The sequence below is a fragment of the Olleya marilimosa CAM030 genome (assembly GCF_000518485.1).
In the GTDB taxonomy this organism is placed as follows: domain Bacteria; phylum Bacteroidota; class Bacteroidia; order Flavobacteriales; family Flavobacteriaceae; genus Olleya; species Olleya marilimosa.
Map to the genome: position 1 here is coordinate 192,352 of NZ_JADR01000008.1, position 15,261 is coordinate 207,612.

The window sequence follows — 15,261 nt, forward strand, 5'->3', positions numbered from 1 at the left end:
TCAAGAGCAGGTTTAATAAAAAGAGCTATTTTAATCCGTGAAAAAAAGTTGCTAAAGACATATTTTGATTTTTTGGATTGTCGTATTAGTAAAGGTGTACTTATTGTAAAAGGTATTTGTAAGCCGACGGAACAGTCGCCAGAATACCGATATACGTTAACTTACAATGCTGTCGCACCACCAAAGATTTTCGTTGATTCGCCACAAATTGATTATAATGACGAAATACATATGTTCCCATCAGATAACTCACTTTGTCTATATCATGCGAAGTCAGATGATTTAGTTTGGGATTCACGAAATCATAACCTCTACGATACTATTATCCCTTGGACACAAGAATGGTTTGTTTATTATGAACTATACAATATTACTGGTAAATGGGAACATCCGCATATAGATCATAGGCTAAACAAATTAGTAGAATAATTGCCATAAAAATTAAAGTATTAATACAATGCAAGAAGTAACTTTTATTAATCTTTCTAAAGCAAAATCTAAAGATTTAAACATTAATATCTTTGAAAATGCAAAACGGTTAAAATCTGATTCTTTAGTATTAGTAGATGTAAACAAATCATATAGCAGCGCAAGTTCTTTACTTATTTTGAGTTCCGAAGAAGTCATAAAAGCAATATTAGTATTATTGCATAGTCATGGTTACAGAGTGTATTTACTGAAAGATGCTAAAGGATTTTTTAAAAATCACGAAATAAGACATTCACTTCAAATGCTTATTGAAACTGGAATGTCTCTGTTTGATACAATTGATAAATGGGAAAATAGAGAAATCAAAAAGCAAATTCTTAACACGAAAAAGAAATGGCTTAACAATACTTTGCAATTTTTATCTGATGCCGCATTTGTATTATCAAATGCTAGTACGGCAATTAATAGGATTGAGGGCATCAAAAAGTTCAACGATTTAAAAAACGCAGGTTTTTATGTAGATTATAGGAATGAAATTTTAATTCCACAAAAAACTGTCAATAAGGAGGATTATAATTCGATTTTAGATACATCAAACCGACTGATTATATTTTATAAACAATTAAGAATTTTATTTCATCCTTCAATCACAAAGCATATGTCAAATGATAAGATTGAAGAAATAAAAAATGGGTTACATACCTTCATAAATGAAGCTTTAAAAGACTTTTCTTTTAAGGAGATAAATAAAATGAAGTAGTTTAAATATCAACATTCCCCCAAACCAAAGGATGCTCACTAGCAGCAACATTTCTATTAGAAACAGATTTGTAGATAGACCATTGCGGATGCTTTTCTGGCCACATCGCTTTGCGATTTAAACCACTATCTTTCATCTTATTGAATAAGGCTGGAGAGAACAGCATATAATCTTTCTGCTTAATGTTTACACCCATTCTGTAAGCACCTAATCTAAAGTAAGTGCCATCGTTTCCCTTATCAATATCCACTTCAAAAGAGAGATGTTTTGTAATATCTTTCAAGTCTGTGTCTTGAATTAAAGGCGATAAAGAATTACAATAAGATGGCGCGTTAAACGTACCTGCGATGATGACATTGGTTTTACCTTCAGCTATTAGTTTTTTATAAACTTTAGCGATCTTCCAAACTTGTTTTTTTCGAATGCTATCCGATTGTTTTCTGTCCTTTGCAGGCTTATTTAAATAAGCATTTAATAGCCAAATGGTATCTTTTGATGGTGTGCTAATTTCATATTCAATCAAATTTTTGCCATCATAATTAATCGTTTGATTGATATTGTGAGTTCTAATAGCATTGAGATTATAGCCTTGTCTCAATGCTATTCCCATTTCTAAACTATCCATATCATTGCCTTGAATCACAAAAGAGTGTTCATAAGGTTTACAGTCAAATTCTGGTAGAATGAGTTGGTTAAAATCCTCAAAAGAAGCTCTATCCTCAATTTCTTGTAGCAGTAAAATATCTGGATTTACATTCGCAATAACTTGGGCTTTATGTTGTGTGGACTTGGGATGAATAGGAACGGTTTGAAGTTTTATCCATCCATTCCAATCTGTAAGATTGCCAGCTTTGTTATCAATAGAATGGCTAAGACCTTTCATAAATAGAAAACCTGCTTTTCGTCTCAAAACTGCATAAGGCCGCGGACTTGATTTTTCAAAACCAATTAAAAATGAGAGTTCTCTTATCCGATCTTGTTGATTTAATGATTTTGAGGGTTCGAGCATAAGTGCATCAAGCTCTGTTGTCCAATCAGGAATTAAATTTTCAATTGGTTTTTCTAACAGACTTCTGTCTCTGTGAAATAAGTTCTGAACATTAAAAGTTGCAATTTTCATGATTTCTAAATTTTATTTTCGTTTATCGCTAGTATCTTGGTCAAATGCTACAAGGTTGAATAATTCTCGCATTCTGCTTCGGACTCTATTGCCATACAAATCTTCCAATTCTTCAGCATTTAGGTTTGTAGTTCCGTGTGTTTTTATGTGATGGTTTATAAAAAGTTCGTGACGAGAAAGCAAGATTTCGCCCATGACATTACAATCCTTTCCGTAGTGTCTTCCAATAGGTTCAACACCTAAATCATCAAAACAGAAAAACTGTCTACAACCATAATCTTCAATAGTTTTGTAGCCAATATGATTGAAACCAAATACGATATTTCTAGAAGGAATTAGGATGTATGGTTTCTGCAACGGAACGATATTTTTTAGCAAAATCATCAAGCTTGTTTTGCCACAGCCAACGGGTCCAGAAAGTAAAATACCTTTATCTGGATCAATCTCATTTTTCTTGCAATTTTCTTTGTCTTTTATGAAATAATGACAGAGTTTTAAAATGATTGGACGATCTTCATCATAAATTTTAAAACCGTTACCGAAGAGCATTTTTCCTTTGACTTCTAGGTAGATTAAGATTTTTTCAAAATCGTACATCACTTCTTTGCCATCAAAAGTGCCAATGTCATACGTTTTGTGTTCTTCGACTATTTTACAAGGGTTGACCATAATCTTTGTTTTTATTGGTTCTCAGATTGTCCTTTTTTTGAGGAACTGCATCTGCAGTTTCAAATTCATTGGCTTTTAGCATCCAATTACTCGCTGTAGCATGCCAATCTTCAATTTTTATTTTGCCACCAATTTTCCATCCGATGCCTTGATAGTGGTTGTAGAATTTCTTGGCTTCATTAGCAGGCCATTTTTTCTTTTTAAAAAAATCAATCACTTCAAATTCATTTTTTGGTAGCTTAGTTTTATTTATGTTTTCTATTTGTTTATTACTGTTTGTATTATGTATCAATGCTTGTTCAGTAGTTGTTTCAAACTCACTCACAGCTTGTTCAGAGGTTGTACCGAAATTGAACAACTTGATTTTACTGCCTTTATATGGATTGTGTGAAGGGAAATATTTTAGATAATTCCATGAATCCATTTGTTTTAAACAGCGATGATAAGTTGCTGTCGAACCAATTTTTGAGAGTTCCATAACTTCTTGCCTATCTATGTAAAATTCTTCTCGAAATCGGTTTAAATTCCAAAACTGAAACAAAGCCATATACAAGCTGATATGAGTTGTGTTTAGCCTTTTGTCTGCATAGAATTTTTGAAATACAGCATTGAGATGTTTTATATAATTCATACATATTTATTCCGTTTTATGATGCACACGGTTGTTGTCCATAACCTTTTGGATTTCTTCGGAATCATAAAAAATAATTCCACCAACCTTTGTATAGGGTAGTGTGCCTTTAATTCGAAGATTTTGGAGAGTGCCAGGGCTAATTTGCAGTAAGTCCATGAGTTCTGAAGATTTTAGATATTTCTTCAGTTTACCTTGTGCTTGTTTACTTAACAGTTTTTTGATGTCGTCGAGCAATTCAAGTTTAAAATCTCTGAGATCATCTGTAGTAATAATTGTTGCTGGCATAGTAGAACTATTTTTAGAAAAGAACTACCATTTTTCTTTCAACTAAAATGATAGTCCTTGACCTGATTTGACTTTCGTTCTACAAATTTGAATAGTATTGATGGATTTTAATCACAAGTACGACCAGAGTACGGTCAAATTTTAACATTATTAAATTTGATGCTATTTGGTACGTTTTGGGGTTGTAATAAGTGAATTTTAGATTTAAAAAAGAATATAATTGTAACAAAATTATGAAAGCAGGAGGTCAACCGTATGTGGTTAAAAAAAGGAAGATATTTTATTCTTCTGCGCTATCCATTTGTAGGAGTAAACCATTGGATAAATCATCCAAAAATTTGGTTCTGCTTATTTTTCGAGATTTGATTTCAGAAAATATTTTGTAGAAATCCCCAAGGTCAAATTGTAATACTTTTTGTAACGCAATTGCTATTTCTTTTATGTCGACGTTTCCATTATTTATTACGCGATTATAATAAAGTGCATAGATTAATTCTGTCAATGCAGATTTAGAAGATGTCCATTTTAGATTTGTATTATTTACGTAATTGGTTGAATTTCTATTTTTGATTTTATCAAGCCTTAATTTTAGGTAATTCATAAAAAGCTTGTAGGCTTTAATCTTACCTAAAAGCATATCACGTGGCGTACTAAAATCAGGATCTTGAAAATAGAATTTTGATGATGAGATTGAAAAACGGTCTAAATGGCCTCTTGTGTAATATTGCTTATCAAAGTGATGGAGTTTAGCTTCAACATATTGGTTGAAATCAATATTGTATAAATAGAACCGATTAAGCTTTCGAAGTTTTTTCTTTAAAGCTTTTTCTTGGTCTTGAACATTTGATTTTGGAAACTGAAGTTCAAAAGAACGTATTTCGGTATAATAGATAAGTTGAATTAAAGAGGTTTGTTTTTGATGTTTGAAGAATTCTACTTCCTTTGGAACTGAAACAAAATCCGTTTTAATAATAGCTTTTTTAAAATCATTTAAAGTGTTGCGAGATAGAATTATGATTTGTCTGGACGTGTCAAGGATGGATAAAGAACTTTGTTCGATTTTTTCAAGTTCCTTAGTGTAGATAGTATTGCTTAAAGTAAAATCCATTACAAAAGTTTAGTTATACACGCGGTGCCCAATAGATTATCTATTGACTTTTAATAGTATTTGGTAGATTTTAGGTTAGTTTAATAAAGATGGTTAGAAATACATAAATGAAGGACAATAAACTGTGTAAATTTTGCGTATTTGCTATGTGAATTTTATACACAATTCATAAATGCTATTGAGATTAGTTTATTAATTCACTTTATCAATAAGTTCTTGTCTGCTCGAACAGTTTGATTTGTTAAAGATGTTAGAAGCGTGCTTTCTAACTGTACCATAGGATATAAACATATTTTCAGCTATTTTTTTATAACTGTAGCCTTCTATTATCTGAAGTACAATTTCATTTTCTCTATTTGTAAGACCGTATAGGTCTGCAATATCTTGATCTAATTTGTAGGTGTTCTTTAATCGATATAAATAGCTATTTACTTCCATTATAGTAACGAAAAAAAATGATGACGTCATTATGGAATGCGTTATGGGCTGAAAATCGCCGAAATAAGTTAATGCAGGAAGCATAACTAAAGAGAAAATTGAACTTAAACCTAGATTCGTTTGAATTTTAAAATAGCGGTCTCTTTTAGTTTTCTTTTTAATCACTAGAAAGAAATATACAATAAAAACTATGGAAAGTATAGTAGGGAAAATTAGAAATAGACTTCTAGCGAAATCTAGAGAGCCTGTATAGTAATAGGGGATTATAAAAAGTAATGCAAAACAAAGAGAAAGAATGATAATTAAGTTCTTTATTTTGAAAAATGTATTTGGTGTTTTAATATTAAATTCTTTATATAAATACCAAACTAGATAGATGCACATTACAATTGAAATTGAATAAGTTATTATGTATTGAAGGAATCTAGGACCAGGAAAGTTATCGTCTGGTAATAAACCATTCAAAAGATTATATAGTAGAAAAATAATAGCTAAAATTAGATATCGATACTTAGATTTAATGTTTTGACGCTTACCAAATCCAATATTAAAAAGCTGAAAAATTATGATTATGCTAATAACTATGCACAAGAAAAGCACCACCCAATGCATAGAAGAAGCGTAGGTGTATTCTGGGACAAATCGATATTTTTGAATTAAGTAAAACATATAACCACATGTACAACAATATTTTAACTTAAAATTCCGAGAGTACTAAATATAACTTATCTTAGTGTGAATCAAAAATTATAAAGCGTAAAATGCTGAATAACAAGTATAAACTAGGTCTTTTCCCTACGGCTTTGGAGAGAATGGATAACTTATCCAAAGTCTATCCAAACTATAATTTGTATATCAAAAGAGATGATAACTCAGGTTTAGCATCTGGCGGAAACAAAGTAAGAAAGCTTCAGTTTTTTATTTATGAAGCTTTAAGTAACGGATGTGATACGATTATTACAGCTGGAGCCCAACAATCTAATCATTGCCGACAAACAGCAGCAGCTTGTGCTAAAGCAGGACTAGAATGCCATCTACTGTTAGGTGGTAAGAAGCCTAAAAATTACAATGGTAATTTATTGCTTTCTCATTTATTAGGAGCTAAAATTCATTTTACTGGAGATAATAGAAAAGGGGAAGATATAATTAAATTAAAGCAAGATTTAGAAATACAGAAAAGAAATGTTTACGAAATTCCTTATGGTGGATCTAATTTACTTGGAGCTTACGGCTTTGTAGATGCTGTTAAAGAATTGAAGGAACAACTTTTAGAAAATAACTTGAAAATCGATTACATTTTCTTTGCATCAAGTTCTGGCGGAACACAAGCTGGGCTTAAACTTGGTATAGATTTATACGATCTTGATATAAAACTAATGCCAATTAGTATAGATAAAATTGGTTTAGGAGATAAAACACTAGACGATGCTGTTTTAGAGATACTGCATCAAGGTCAAAAAGAATTGAGTATTCAAAAAACGTACTCAATTAAAGATGCAACACTTATTAGAGATTATGATAAACCTGGTTATGGAGTAATTACTGAAAACGAAAAGATGGCCATAAAGCAATTGGCTCAAAGTGAGGGTATATTGTTAGACCCTGTTTATTCTGGTAGAGCTTTTTACGGGATGATAGATCATCTTAAAAATAATAAGATAGAAAAAAACTCTAATGTGCTCTTTTGGCATACAGGTGGCTTACCGGCAAATTTTTATTATTCCGAAGAACTTTTAAAATAACTTAAAAGTTGATTACTTCCTCTAAAGCATCATCAGCTTCTTCATGGATAAAGTTAGCTTGATAGATTAAAGTCGTTTTTAAATCGCTATGTCTGTATAGTTTTTGAAGCATTCTAGGATGAATCTTATTACCAGCGATATTTCCAAAACTATGTCGAGCAATGTGGTTAGAAAGGTTCTTGTCTATTTCACAGATGCCACCAATTCGCTTTAAATATTTATTAAGCAGTTTAGTCGCGTTTCTAGTTTTTCTAAACACATCTTCAGTATCAGATTCATTTACGTCTTTTAGAAATGGGAAGATAAACCCATTGTTAGCTTCTTTTTCTTGTTTGTAATATTTTAATATTGCTTCTGCCTTCTCAGACACTTTAAGACTTAACGGCTTTTCATTCTTATTCATTACATAGAACAAACGTCCATCCTTAAAGTCTGACCATTTTAATTTTATTGCATCTGAAATTCGTATTCCAGCAAAATAAAAAGCAAATAGCCATACGTTTTGAGTGTGGAAAATTGAGGTGTTAGGTTCTAATTCTAGAAGTTCAATCTGCTCTACCTCAGTTACTATCAAACCTATTTTATGACTAGAGCCAATCCGGATTTTTTCTTTTTCACCACCGAACGGATAAAATTTGGAATCGACTATACCATCTTTAATAGCCTTATTAAAAAGTGTACGGATAAAAATGAGTTGATTAGTTATAGTACGTGTTTTTTGTTCAAGATAGACTGCACAGAAATCTTTATACTTATCCAAGAAAGATTCGTTAATATCTTGGAATTTCAAGGATTTATTCTTTTTAAAGTGTTCAACAGAATCCATGAAAGTATGCTCACCTTTTCGCCCTTTGCTAACTCTAATCTTTCTACGGGTCTTAATTCCGCGAATAACCAGCTCTTTTTCTTGAGAGTCATTATGGTTTAAAAATTCTTCTAAGTTGTATAAAATTGATAATTCAGATTTTGCAACTGAAAATACATCACGTTCATATTTGCTTTTGATTCTGTCTGAGGCAACATGGAAAAATGATATAGAGCCACCAGCACCTTTCAATTTTAACTTGACTTGCTTTGGTGTTATTTTGTCTTTAGAGTCATAGTAAACGTCATTTGCTTCAGTAAGTTTTTTTAGAAGATAGTTATTAAGTTTCTTGGCGTTTGGGTGCGTTTTTTTTACTCTTCCTATATCTTTATCCCAATCTTTTTCTAGTACATACTGTCCAAGCCATTTATAATTTGTCTTATAATTTTCACTAATACGAATTGCAAGTGGGATAGTTTTATCTTTGCGAATCATATTTTTCCGAAGTACTATTTTAATAATCGCCATAATCACTTAACTTAGAATATAAAGATAATCATTTTTAAAATAATCAGTACAGAATAAGTACAGAATAATTTGATTTTAATTGTATTTAAATGATTTTATTTAAAATGTATAGTATTGATTATCATAGGTTTTACTAGATTACGAGCTGTTTAGTGCTTTGGCACCTTTAAGCTCATAACCCGAAGGTCACTGGTTCGAGTCCAGTTCCCGCTACTAAGTAAAGCTTCACAGAAATGTGAAGCTTTTTTTATGCGCATATTTTTGTTATGTATCTAAGATGCTTATCGATTAGTATTTAAATGTGTTACATCATTACTATAGCCTTTTTAAGCTGTTTTATGCAGCTTTTATACAATGTTATATTAATAGTGTTAATAGTTATTTTAAGGAATATAAATGACTATTAAATCAAATAACAAAACAGTTGATTTTTCTGTTTAATTTTGCCAACATTTTTAATTTATGTTTTTTCTATATACCGTATTATTACTCTGTCATTTCTGTATAAAATACTTAAATTAATTAGTCTTATTCAAGGTCTAATCACGATTGTAACCAATGGTTTTGTATATGAAAATGATACTGACAATAAGTAATGTTTTTCAGATTTATCAAAAGCTGAATTTTACTACTTATCTTTCTATTAGAAATTTTCTAATATAAACATTGGACTACTTTCCAAAAAATGCCTAAATCATTTTGATAGCAATGTCTTGTGCTATTTTTTTATGCAATGCTAGCAATAGTTTTATCGGATTAAATGTCTTAATTTAATTAAAGGTGTAAAAAGGATTAATTATTTTACAAGGTTTTTTTGTTATAAACAAGTATTAATTTTATCATCAATTTGTTGCATCAAAGTCCAAATATAAATATGATAATCTTTGATGTGATAATCGCCAACTTCAAAGGAACTAAGGCTTACTATGTTTTCCAATTCATTAGGTCGTTGGTCTGTAAAATTAGCAATGTAATCTATTGCCAAACCTGTTTTTATAGTCGATTCTCTTTTAAAACGTGCTGTATACATATTGTCAAAGGCTACAAAATTTGCACCATTACTAAAACTATATTGAATACCTGGTGTTATATAGCGTAGTGGACTGCTTTGAGTATTAAAAACTAAATTGTCTTGAAAAAAAGTGTCATTATTTTCTTCAGTTGTACGAAATACTAATCCAATTTTTTTTAAAGTTTCACTATACGATGGAAAGGTGGAGTTTGGTTCTGGTATAGCCAAATCATTTTCATAACTTCTCCAAAAATGAACACAACCACATTCAGTAGTAACTTTGCAAAGCCCTATATTTTGCCACCAACCTCCTAATGTTGAGGTGTCGCTAGAATATACATAGCCCATTCCTCCTAATGCAGCAGTTACCAACTTTTCTCTTAGTTCTGGATTAGTGTCAAATAGGTCTCTAACTAACATGGCTAAAAGAAAGGAACCTTGTGAATGCCCAGCGAGAATAATTTTGTTGCCATTATTATGGTTGTCTAGATAATTTTGAAAAGAAGCCTTTATATCGGAATACGCTTCTAGCAATCCTGCAGCTCGTTCTTCTTCAGTATGAAAAGGACTTAAAAAAGATGCAGGTGTGGCTTGCCTATATTTTGGCGCATAAAAACGACCATATTTTGCTAATAATGCTCCCTGAGCTAAAATAGAAAGACCAATAAAATTTGTATCCTGATTATCAATTGATACTGTACTTGGATCTGTAGATGGATTATCAAGATGGGTTGGGTGTACCCAAAACACATCAATACCTGTATTTGTAGTAGCATTATTGCTAATCTCAATGTTAGAGCTGATGTTTAAATTTTCATCAATTACAGCAATATCTAAATCATAAGTTTCTAAAAAGTTAAAAGGTTGATTTGGATGAAAATACCAATTAGTCATACTATCATAGTTGATAGTAGAAACAGGAATTTCAATACTATTTGGCTCAAACGCTTGCTCGTTTTGAACAGATGAACAAGAGAGGATGAAAAATAGTAGTGAAAAGGTCAGGAGATGTTTCATTATTTAAGGTTTGATAGTTATTTGACTTATTTGGTCTCAAAAAGTTTAATCTAAAATACAAACCAATTTTAACCATAGTCAACACTATGTTGTATTATAAAAACAAATAATCAGTTGTTTTTAAACGCAAATATGCTTAATTATTGTATATAATAACGTTGTATATTTAAGTGAGAAAGTTAGCAAATAAATCACAGTTAGAAAGTCAGCGAAGTCTTTCTAAATTAGATTATAACTAATAATTAATTATACAAGGTCTTGACAATTGACTTTTTGTATCCTAATTTATTGATTTTTAAAATTTCTATTTTATAAGAAGAAGTTCATCACCTTAATAAAAATACAAATTGAATGTTCTTATCAATTAATAGGTGTTATACATCTTCTTAATTGATATTTTCTTTTTAAATAAGGGGTTGTTTCATCAATTTTAACAGCTGAATAAAACACCCAAACTTTTTCATTACCAACATAGGGTTCTGGCTCAGAAATATTTAAATTGTCATCAAATGAACTTAATAACCACATTTGTTGATTTGGATTATCGATAGTTGTTAACCAAATTTCACCAGCTTGATTGAAGGTGGTATCTAAGAAATTTCCACCGTCATTATTAATTTGAAATGTCGAATATAATTTATTATTAAAAGTAAAAGGTTCATGTGATTGATTTAATGAAGGGGTTTCAAGATTTTCTGAAATTGGCATAACAACTTCATGTTCTACAAAGATTGAATTAAATGAAGTTCTTTTGTAAAAATAAGCAGTATTTGTTGCGTCTATGCCACTTATAAAATATTGATTTCCGTTCGACAGATTAAAAGCTGAATTACCATCAACTTTATTAGCAAAATCATTGGTTACGGGAATTGCAGGATCGGTTGGTGCAAATGCATTAAACTCTTTAGCTTGAGCTTTACCATTGGAATCTTTATAGCCATATGTAAGATAGTGGCTTCCTTTAATCCATCTAGGTACTATAACGTCCATTGCTACAGTTTGTGGATAAGTACTAGGTTGCTCTTCTATTAAATAATCATTAGTAGGATTATCTAAATCAAGTAAACGTAACTGAAATTTTGTGTTTTGAGGATAGGTTGAAGAAAACCCATTTATTACATCATTTAATATATACGATACAAATCGTTTGTTTTCATTTGGTAGTTGTGATGGGTAAAAAACTCTACGTTTATTGTTAATTGGTATTGCAATATCTGTAACAGTTGCAGATGTTGGACTTGTAGGTCTTACCATTTTCATTTGCCCTAAAGGTGTTGCTCCTACATAATAAACTCCTAAATTGTCTAAACCCCAATCTGCCGGACGTGAATAAATATTTGAAACAAATGGATTAAATCCTTTTCCATCTGCAGGAATTAATTCGCCATTGTCTGGGTTAATTCCACATTGCCAAACTTTTCCTGTAATACCATTTAAAGTATCAATTTCTATCCAAGTCATATAATTTCCACTGGGTGAAATTTCAGGATTTACATAGTTAACAGAAAAATCTCCAATTCTAACATCAATTTCATAAACTGGCTCATTTATAAAATTGTCACTCTCTGTTTTAGAGCAATTTGCCATAAGTAAGGCAAAAAAGAAGATTAGAGTTAATTGTTTCACAGTTTATATTTTTCAATAAGACTATATTCTATATAAAAAGTTTAATTGCTTTAATAAAATCTAATTACTGTGAGTAAGTAATGTTGTGTTAAGTTATTTCATTTTTGGTTTAGAAATACCATAATTAATTTTAAGGATTGCTTGTTTAATATGCTATATCTACTTTTTAAGTTTGTTGCTAAGTTTTTTATGTGGTTTGTTGTGTGATATAGTGGTTAACTTTACAAGTATAGGAGTCAAGCAATAACTTTTAGTCATTCTTGTTGTCGTTTTATTTTTTACTTACTTAAATCTGTTAATTTGGTGTAAAGTATTTCGTTATGATTTTTGTAAAGTCTGAGCATCACACGTTTTGCGTTTGTTGTTTCTGTATTAATTTCTACAATATAAAGATACTCTCCGTTTTCAAATCGATAATCAAAACCAGGACCATATTTAGTTTGTTGTTCAACCTCACCATTATACAAAACTAAATTAGGTCTATCATTAGTGCTGTTTGGTTTATTCCAAGATGTATATCTGAAAGTACCATTTTTTAGTTTATCAACTTTAATTGTAAACTTATTATTTTCAGAATGTATAATATTTTCTTTATACTCATTACGATAGTTAACTAGTTTGTCTTGAATTTTAAATTTAAAATAGTCATTACCATTACTAGCATAGAAACTACTATCCGAAACCCAAAATGCTTTACCAAAAGAACTGAAATCAAAGTTGTATTTTTCCTCTATTTCGTAATCTGTAATAAGAATTGGTTGAGCTTTTTTATCTATAATTTGATGTAAAGAAATACCTGCAAAATCAATTCCATCAGTAGCGTAACTATATATAAACTTTAGATTTGGAGAAAAAATGAGCTCGTTACCAGTTATATAGGATGTTGAGCCATTTTCTAGATTTATCAATAAATTTGTTGTACTTGACTCAAACCAGTTTTCGTAAAAAACACAGCTATTTATTGTTTTTATGAATCCACTATAAGATAAACTAATAAGTTCATCATCATCTTCTAAACAGGTTTTAACAGTCTTAATTGGTGTTTTGACAGTGTAGCAAGATTCAGTCAAATTTACCTGAGAAGGAATTATAGTTTTATCTAATAGTTGAGTTGTCTTAATTTGTTTCGCTTCTTCATAATCTTCCTTTTTTATAGTAGTTAAGATTATATCAAAATTTTCGTTTCCACTAATCAATAAATCATGAGTTATGCTGTTTGGTTTGATTGAGTCTATGGTGTGCTTATAATAAAGTGTTTTTTTTGGTTTTATTTTGTTGCAATCTTTAATGTCATTAAATACATGGTATTCTTTTAATGAAATACTAAGTAATAAAATATTAAGAATTATTGTCGTTAATTTCATTTTTTAGCTGCTTATTTTAATTACATACAAAGGATGTGTATATGATAAGTTATTGATTAAATGTGCTAATTTTAGTTTAGAAACAAATATAGCAGAAAAGAACCAAACTTTAAGTTTAGCTCTTATCTGCTATTTTTTATATTCGTTTTTGGTAACTGGCTTTATTTTATTTCAATTATGTTATTAGTTCTAATATAAATCAATGCTTCTTTGGTTGTTGAGATTTCGTGAACACTATTTCCTGTTGATTCAAAATAACTACCAGCATCTAAATTTGTTACAGCATCTAAATTAGGCATTTTGTAATCAACATTTCCTTCAATAATAACTCCATATAAAATAGTTCCTTTACTGTAAATGTTTCCTTTAAAATGCGCAGGGAGTTTCACTAAAACGCCACGAACATCTTCTGCATTTTTCCATAAAAAACTAATTTTGGATTGGTTATTGGCTGAAATCCAATTGGTTTGGGTATTGTCAAGCCAAACAATATTAGAGGCATCAATATTAATTGGGCGTTCCCCTTGATCAAAAGATTCATTTGTTGGTTTTACTAAATATGGTCCATTATCGATTTCGATATAAGCCATTGTTCCTTCTCCTTTGGCAGCAGTAATATGCGGTTCACCAGCAGGTTGCGTCCAAAATGAGCCAACAGGCATCCACATATTTTCTGCTTTTGGGTCGTCATTATGTATTAATCCTTTCATCACAATGGCACGATAAGTTACATTATGAATGTGTGGTGGAGATGAAAACCCATCTACAAATTTCCCTATATATCCAGTTGGAACTTCGTCTTTTCTATTACCCCAAATTGTTCCAGCTAAAGGGCTTTTATCTCCTCGTGCTGGATTCATTTGTTCCCAAATAATATCAGTACTTAAACCAATTTTATTTGTTGGGTTTTCTACAATTTGAGAAATAGTAGTTTCTGTCGCTTTTTCTTCTGATTTTGGATTGTTGCATGAAAGAAGTAACCCTAAAATTAAGATTAAATAAGTGATTGATTTCATTGTTTTTGTTATTTAGATTACTGTCATTATTTCACTTTCTGGCAATCTTGATTTTGGTGTTTTTTCAGTAGAATTAAAATCAGAAGTTGCTCTGTAACCTATTGATACAGCTACTAAGGAAGTGTAGCCTTTTTCTCTTAATCCAAACTCTTCGTCTAACGCTTTTACATCAATACCTTCCATTGGTGTAGCATCTATTCCTAGACTTGCTACTCCTAATAAAAAGCTTCCTATATTTAAATAAACTTGTTTTTCCATCCAATGATTAAGGTCTTTCAAGTCATATTTATGAATGCCTGCAAATGTTTTTACAGCACCTAAAAATCCTTTTTTTATGTCTTCATCTGGAAATCTTCCGTTTTTATCATCCGTATCTGCAATATGTTGATAATACTTTTCATCAGCATCAATTTTTGAACAAAACAATACAACAGCTGATGCATTTAAAACTTTAGGTTCATTAAATTGAAAAAAGCCTTGTGTCCCTTTTGCAACTCTTTCTTTACCTTCTTTAGATTCAGCTATAATAAAGTGCCAAGGTTGCAGGTTTACGCTTGATGGACTCATTCTCAATAAATTTTTCACTTCCTTCATATCTGATTCAGATATTTTTTTGCTTGTGTCAAATTCTTTGGTGGTGTATCTCCAGTTTAAGATGTCTTTTAAGTTCATTTTTTTACTTTTTTATTTAACTATCATTTTTATAGT

15 protein-coding genes are annotated in these 15,261 nt (G+C 30.5%); 3 read left to right on the forward strand and 12 right to left on the reverse strand.

Annotated features, from left to right (window positions below; genetic code table 11):
• Positions 1-48 precede the first annotated feature (48 nt).
• Together M890_RS16065 and M890_RS0110960 are read left to right on the forward strand one after the other, a co-directional pair.
• A complete protein-coding gene (locus tag M890_RS16065; RefSeq protein ID WP_157243277.1) occupies positions 49-429 on the forward strand; it encodes a type II CBASS E2 protein in 381 nt (126 codons plus the stop codon).
• A 28-nt stretch (positions 430-457) separates the two neighbouring features.
• Positions 458-1,189, forward strand: a complete 732-nt coding sequence (locus M890_RS0110960; protein WP_028283584.1) for an AbiV family abortive infection protein — start codon at positions 458-460, stop codon at positions 1,187-1,189.
• Position 1,190: 1 nt separating this feature from the next.
• Here the strand turns inward: M890_RS0110960 and M890_RS0110965 are convergent, their stop codons facing one another.
• From M890_RS0110965 to M890_RS16860, 6 genes are all read right to left on the reverse strand, one after another.
• On the reverse strand, positions 1,191-2,309 hold the full coding sequence (locus M890_RS0110965; protein ID WP_028283585.1) for an exonuclease/endonuclease/phosphatase family protein: 1,119 nt from the start codon (positions 2,307-2,309) through the stop codon (positions 1,191-1,193).
• Between the two features lie 12 nt (positions 2,310-2,321).
• Positions 2,322-2,978 carry a P-loop NTPase family protein gene (locus M890_RS0110970; RefSeq protein ID WP_028283586.1) on the reverse strand — a complete coding sequence of 219 codons (657 nt, stop codon included), beginning with the start codon at positions 2,976-2,978 and terminating at the stop codon, positions 2,322-2,324.
• Positions 2,962-3,609, reverse strand: coding sequence for a hypothetical protein (locus M890_RS0110975; protein ID WP_028283587.1), 648 nt, complete (start codon positions 3,607-3,609; stop codon positions 2,962-2,964). The genes M890_RS0110970 and M890_RS0110975 overlap by 17 nt, the downstream gene beginning before the upstream one ends.
• A 6-nt stretch (positions 3,610-3,615) precedes the next feature.
• Positions 3,616-3,897, reverse strand: a complete 282-nt coding sequence (locus M890_RS0110980; RefSeq protein ID WP_028283588.1) for a helix-turn-helix domain-containing protein — start codon at positions 3,895-3,897, stop codon at positions 3,616-3,618.
• 280 nt (positions 3,898-4,177) lie between these two features.
• On the reverse strand, positions 4,178-5,005 hold the full coding sequence (locus tag M890_RS0110985; RefSeq protein ID WP_028283589.1) for an RteC domain-containing protein: 828 nt from the start codon (positions 5,003-5,005) through the stop codon (positions 4,178-4,180).
• 192 nt (positions 5,006-5,197) lie between these two features.
• On the reverse strand, positions 5,198-5,473 hold the full coding sequence (locus tag M890_RS16860) for a helix-turn-helix transcriptional regulator (RefSeq protein WP_198018212.1): 276 nt from the start codon (positions 5,471-5,473) through the stop codon (positions 5,198-5,200).
• Between the two features lie 731 nt (positions 5,474-6,204).
• On the opposite strand from M890_RS16860, the gene M890_RS0110995 reads away from it, so the two are divergent.
• Positions 6,205-7,185: a D-cysteine desulfhydrase family protein gene (locus M890_RS0110995; protein ID WP_028283591.1), complete on the forward strand. Its 981-nt coding sequence runs from the start codon at positions 6,205-6,207 to the stop codon at positions 7,183-7,185.
• Position 7,186: 1 nt separating this feature from the next.
• Here the strand turns inward: M890_RS0110995 and M890_RS0111000 are convergent, their stop codons facing one another.
• From M890_RS0111000 to M890_RS0111025, 6 genes are all read right to left on the reverse strand, one after another.
• Positions 7,187-8,518, reverse strand: coding sequence for a tyrosine-type recombinase/integrase (locus tag M890_RS0111000; protein WP_028283592.1), 1,332 nt, complete (start codon positions 8,516-8,518; stop codon positions 7,187-7,189).
• 817 nt (positions 8,519-9,335) lie between these two features.
• Positions 9,336-10,547, reverse strand: coding sequence for a DUF3089 domain-containing protein (locus M890_RS16480; RefSeq protein ID WP_084553663.1), 1,212 nt, complete (start codon positions 10,545-10,547; stop codon positions 9,336-9,338).
• 360 nt (positions 10,548-10,907) lie between these two features.
• A complete protein-coding gene (locus tag M890_RS0111010; RefSeq protein ID WP_157243278.1) occupies positions 10,908-12,173 on the reverse strand; it encodes a hypothetical protein in 1,266 nt (421 codons plus the stop codon).
• A 278-nt stretch (positions 12,174-12,451) separates the two neighbouring features.
• Complete coding sequence (locus M890_RS0111015) at positions 12,452-13,537, reverse strand: hypothetical protein (RefSeq protein WP_028283595.1); 1,086 nt, start codon at positions 13,535-13,537, stop codon at positions 12,452-12,454.
• Positions 13,538-13,698: 161 nt separating this feature from the next.
• Positions 13,699-14,553, reverse strand: a complete 855-nt coding sequence (locus M890_RS0111020; protein WP_028283596.1) for a DUF4437 domain-containing protein — start codon at positions 14,551-14,553, stop codon at positions 13,699-13,701.
• Between the two features lie 12 nt (positions 14,554-14,565).
• Positions 14,566-15,225, reverse strand: a complete 660-nt coding sequence (locus M890_RS0111025) for an oxygen-insensitive NAD(P)H nitroreductase (protein WP_028283597.1) — start codon at positions 15,223-15,225, stop codon at positions 14,566-14,568.
• Positions 15,226-15,261: the final 36 nt, after the last annotated feature.

What these genes read in the sequence shown, in the direction of transcription:
- M890_RS0111015 (WP_028283595.1), bottom strand. Translation starts at nt 13,537, where the DNA reads ATGAAATTAACGACAATAATTCTTAATATTTTATTACTTAGTATTTCA.
- M890_RS16860 (WP_198018212.1), bottom strand. Translation starts at nt 5,473, where the DNA reads ATGACGTCATCATTTTTTTTCGTTACTATAATGGAAGTAAATAGCTAT.
- M890_RS0110980 (WP_028283588.1), bottom strand. Translation starts at nt 3,897, where the DNA reads ATGCCAGCAACAATTATTACTACAGATGATCTCAGAGATTTTAAACTT.
- M890_RS0110960 (WP_028283584.1), top strand. Translation starts at nt 458, where the DNA reads ATGCAAGAAGTAACTTTTATTAATCTTTCTAAAGCAAAATCTAAAGAT.
- M890_RS0110970 (WP_028283586.1), bottom strand. Translation starts at nt 2,978, where the DNA reads ATGGTCAACCCTTGTAAAATAGTCGAAGAACACAAAACGTATGACATT.
- M890_RS0111000 (WP_028283592.1), bottom strand. Translation starts at nt 8,518, where the DNA reads ATGGCGATTATTAAAATAGTACTTCGGAAAAATATGATTCGCAAAGAT.
- M890_RS0110975 (WP_028283587.1), bottom strand. Translation starts at nt 3,609, where the DNA reads ATGAATTATATAAAACATCTCAATGCTGTATTTCAAAAATTCTATGCA.
- M890_RS16480 (WP_084553663.1), bottom strand. Translation starts at nt 10,547, where the DNA reads ATGAAACATCTCCTGACCTTTTCACTACTATTTTTCATCCTCTCTTGT.
- M890_RS0110965 (WP_028283585.1), bottom strand. Translation starts at nt 2,309, where the DNA reads ATGAAAATTGCAACTTTTAATGTTCAGAACTTATTTCACAGAGACAGA.
- M890_RS0110995 (WP_028283591.1), top strand. Translation starts at nt 6,205, where the DNA reads ATGCTGAATAACAAGTATAAACTAGGTCTTTTCCCTACGGCTTTGGAG.
- M890_RS0111025 (WP_028283597.1), bottom strand. Translation starts at nt 15,225, where the DNA reads ATGAACTTAAAAGACATCTTAAACTGGAGATACACCACCAAAGAATTT.
- M890_RS0110985 (WP_028283589.1), bottom strand. Translation starts at nt 5,005, where the DNA reads ATGGATTTTACTTTAAGCAATACTATCTACACTAAGGAACTTGAAAAA.
- M890_RS0111020 (WP_028283596.1), bottom strand. Translation starts at nt 14,553, where the DNA reads ATGAAATCAATCACTTATTTAATCTTAATTTTAGGGTTACTTCTTTCA.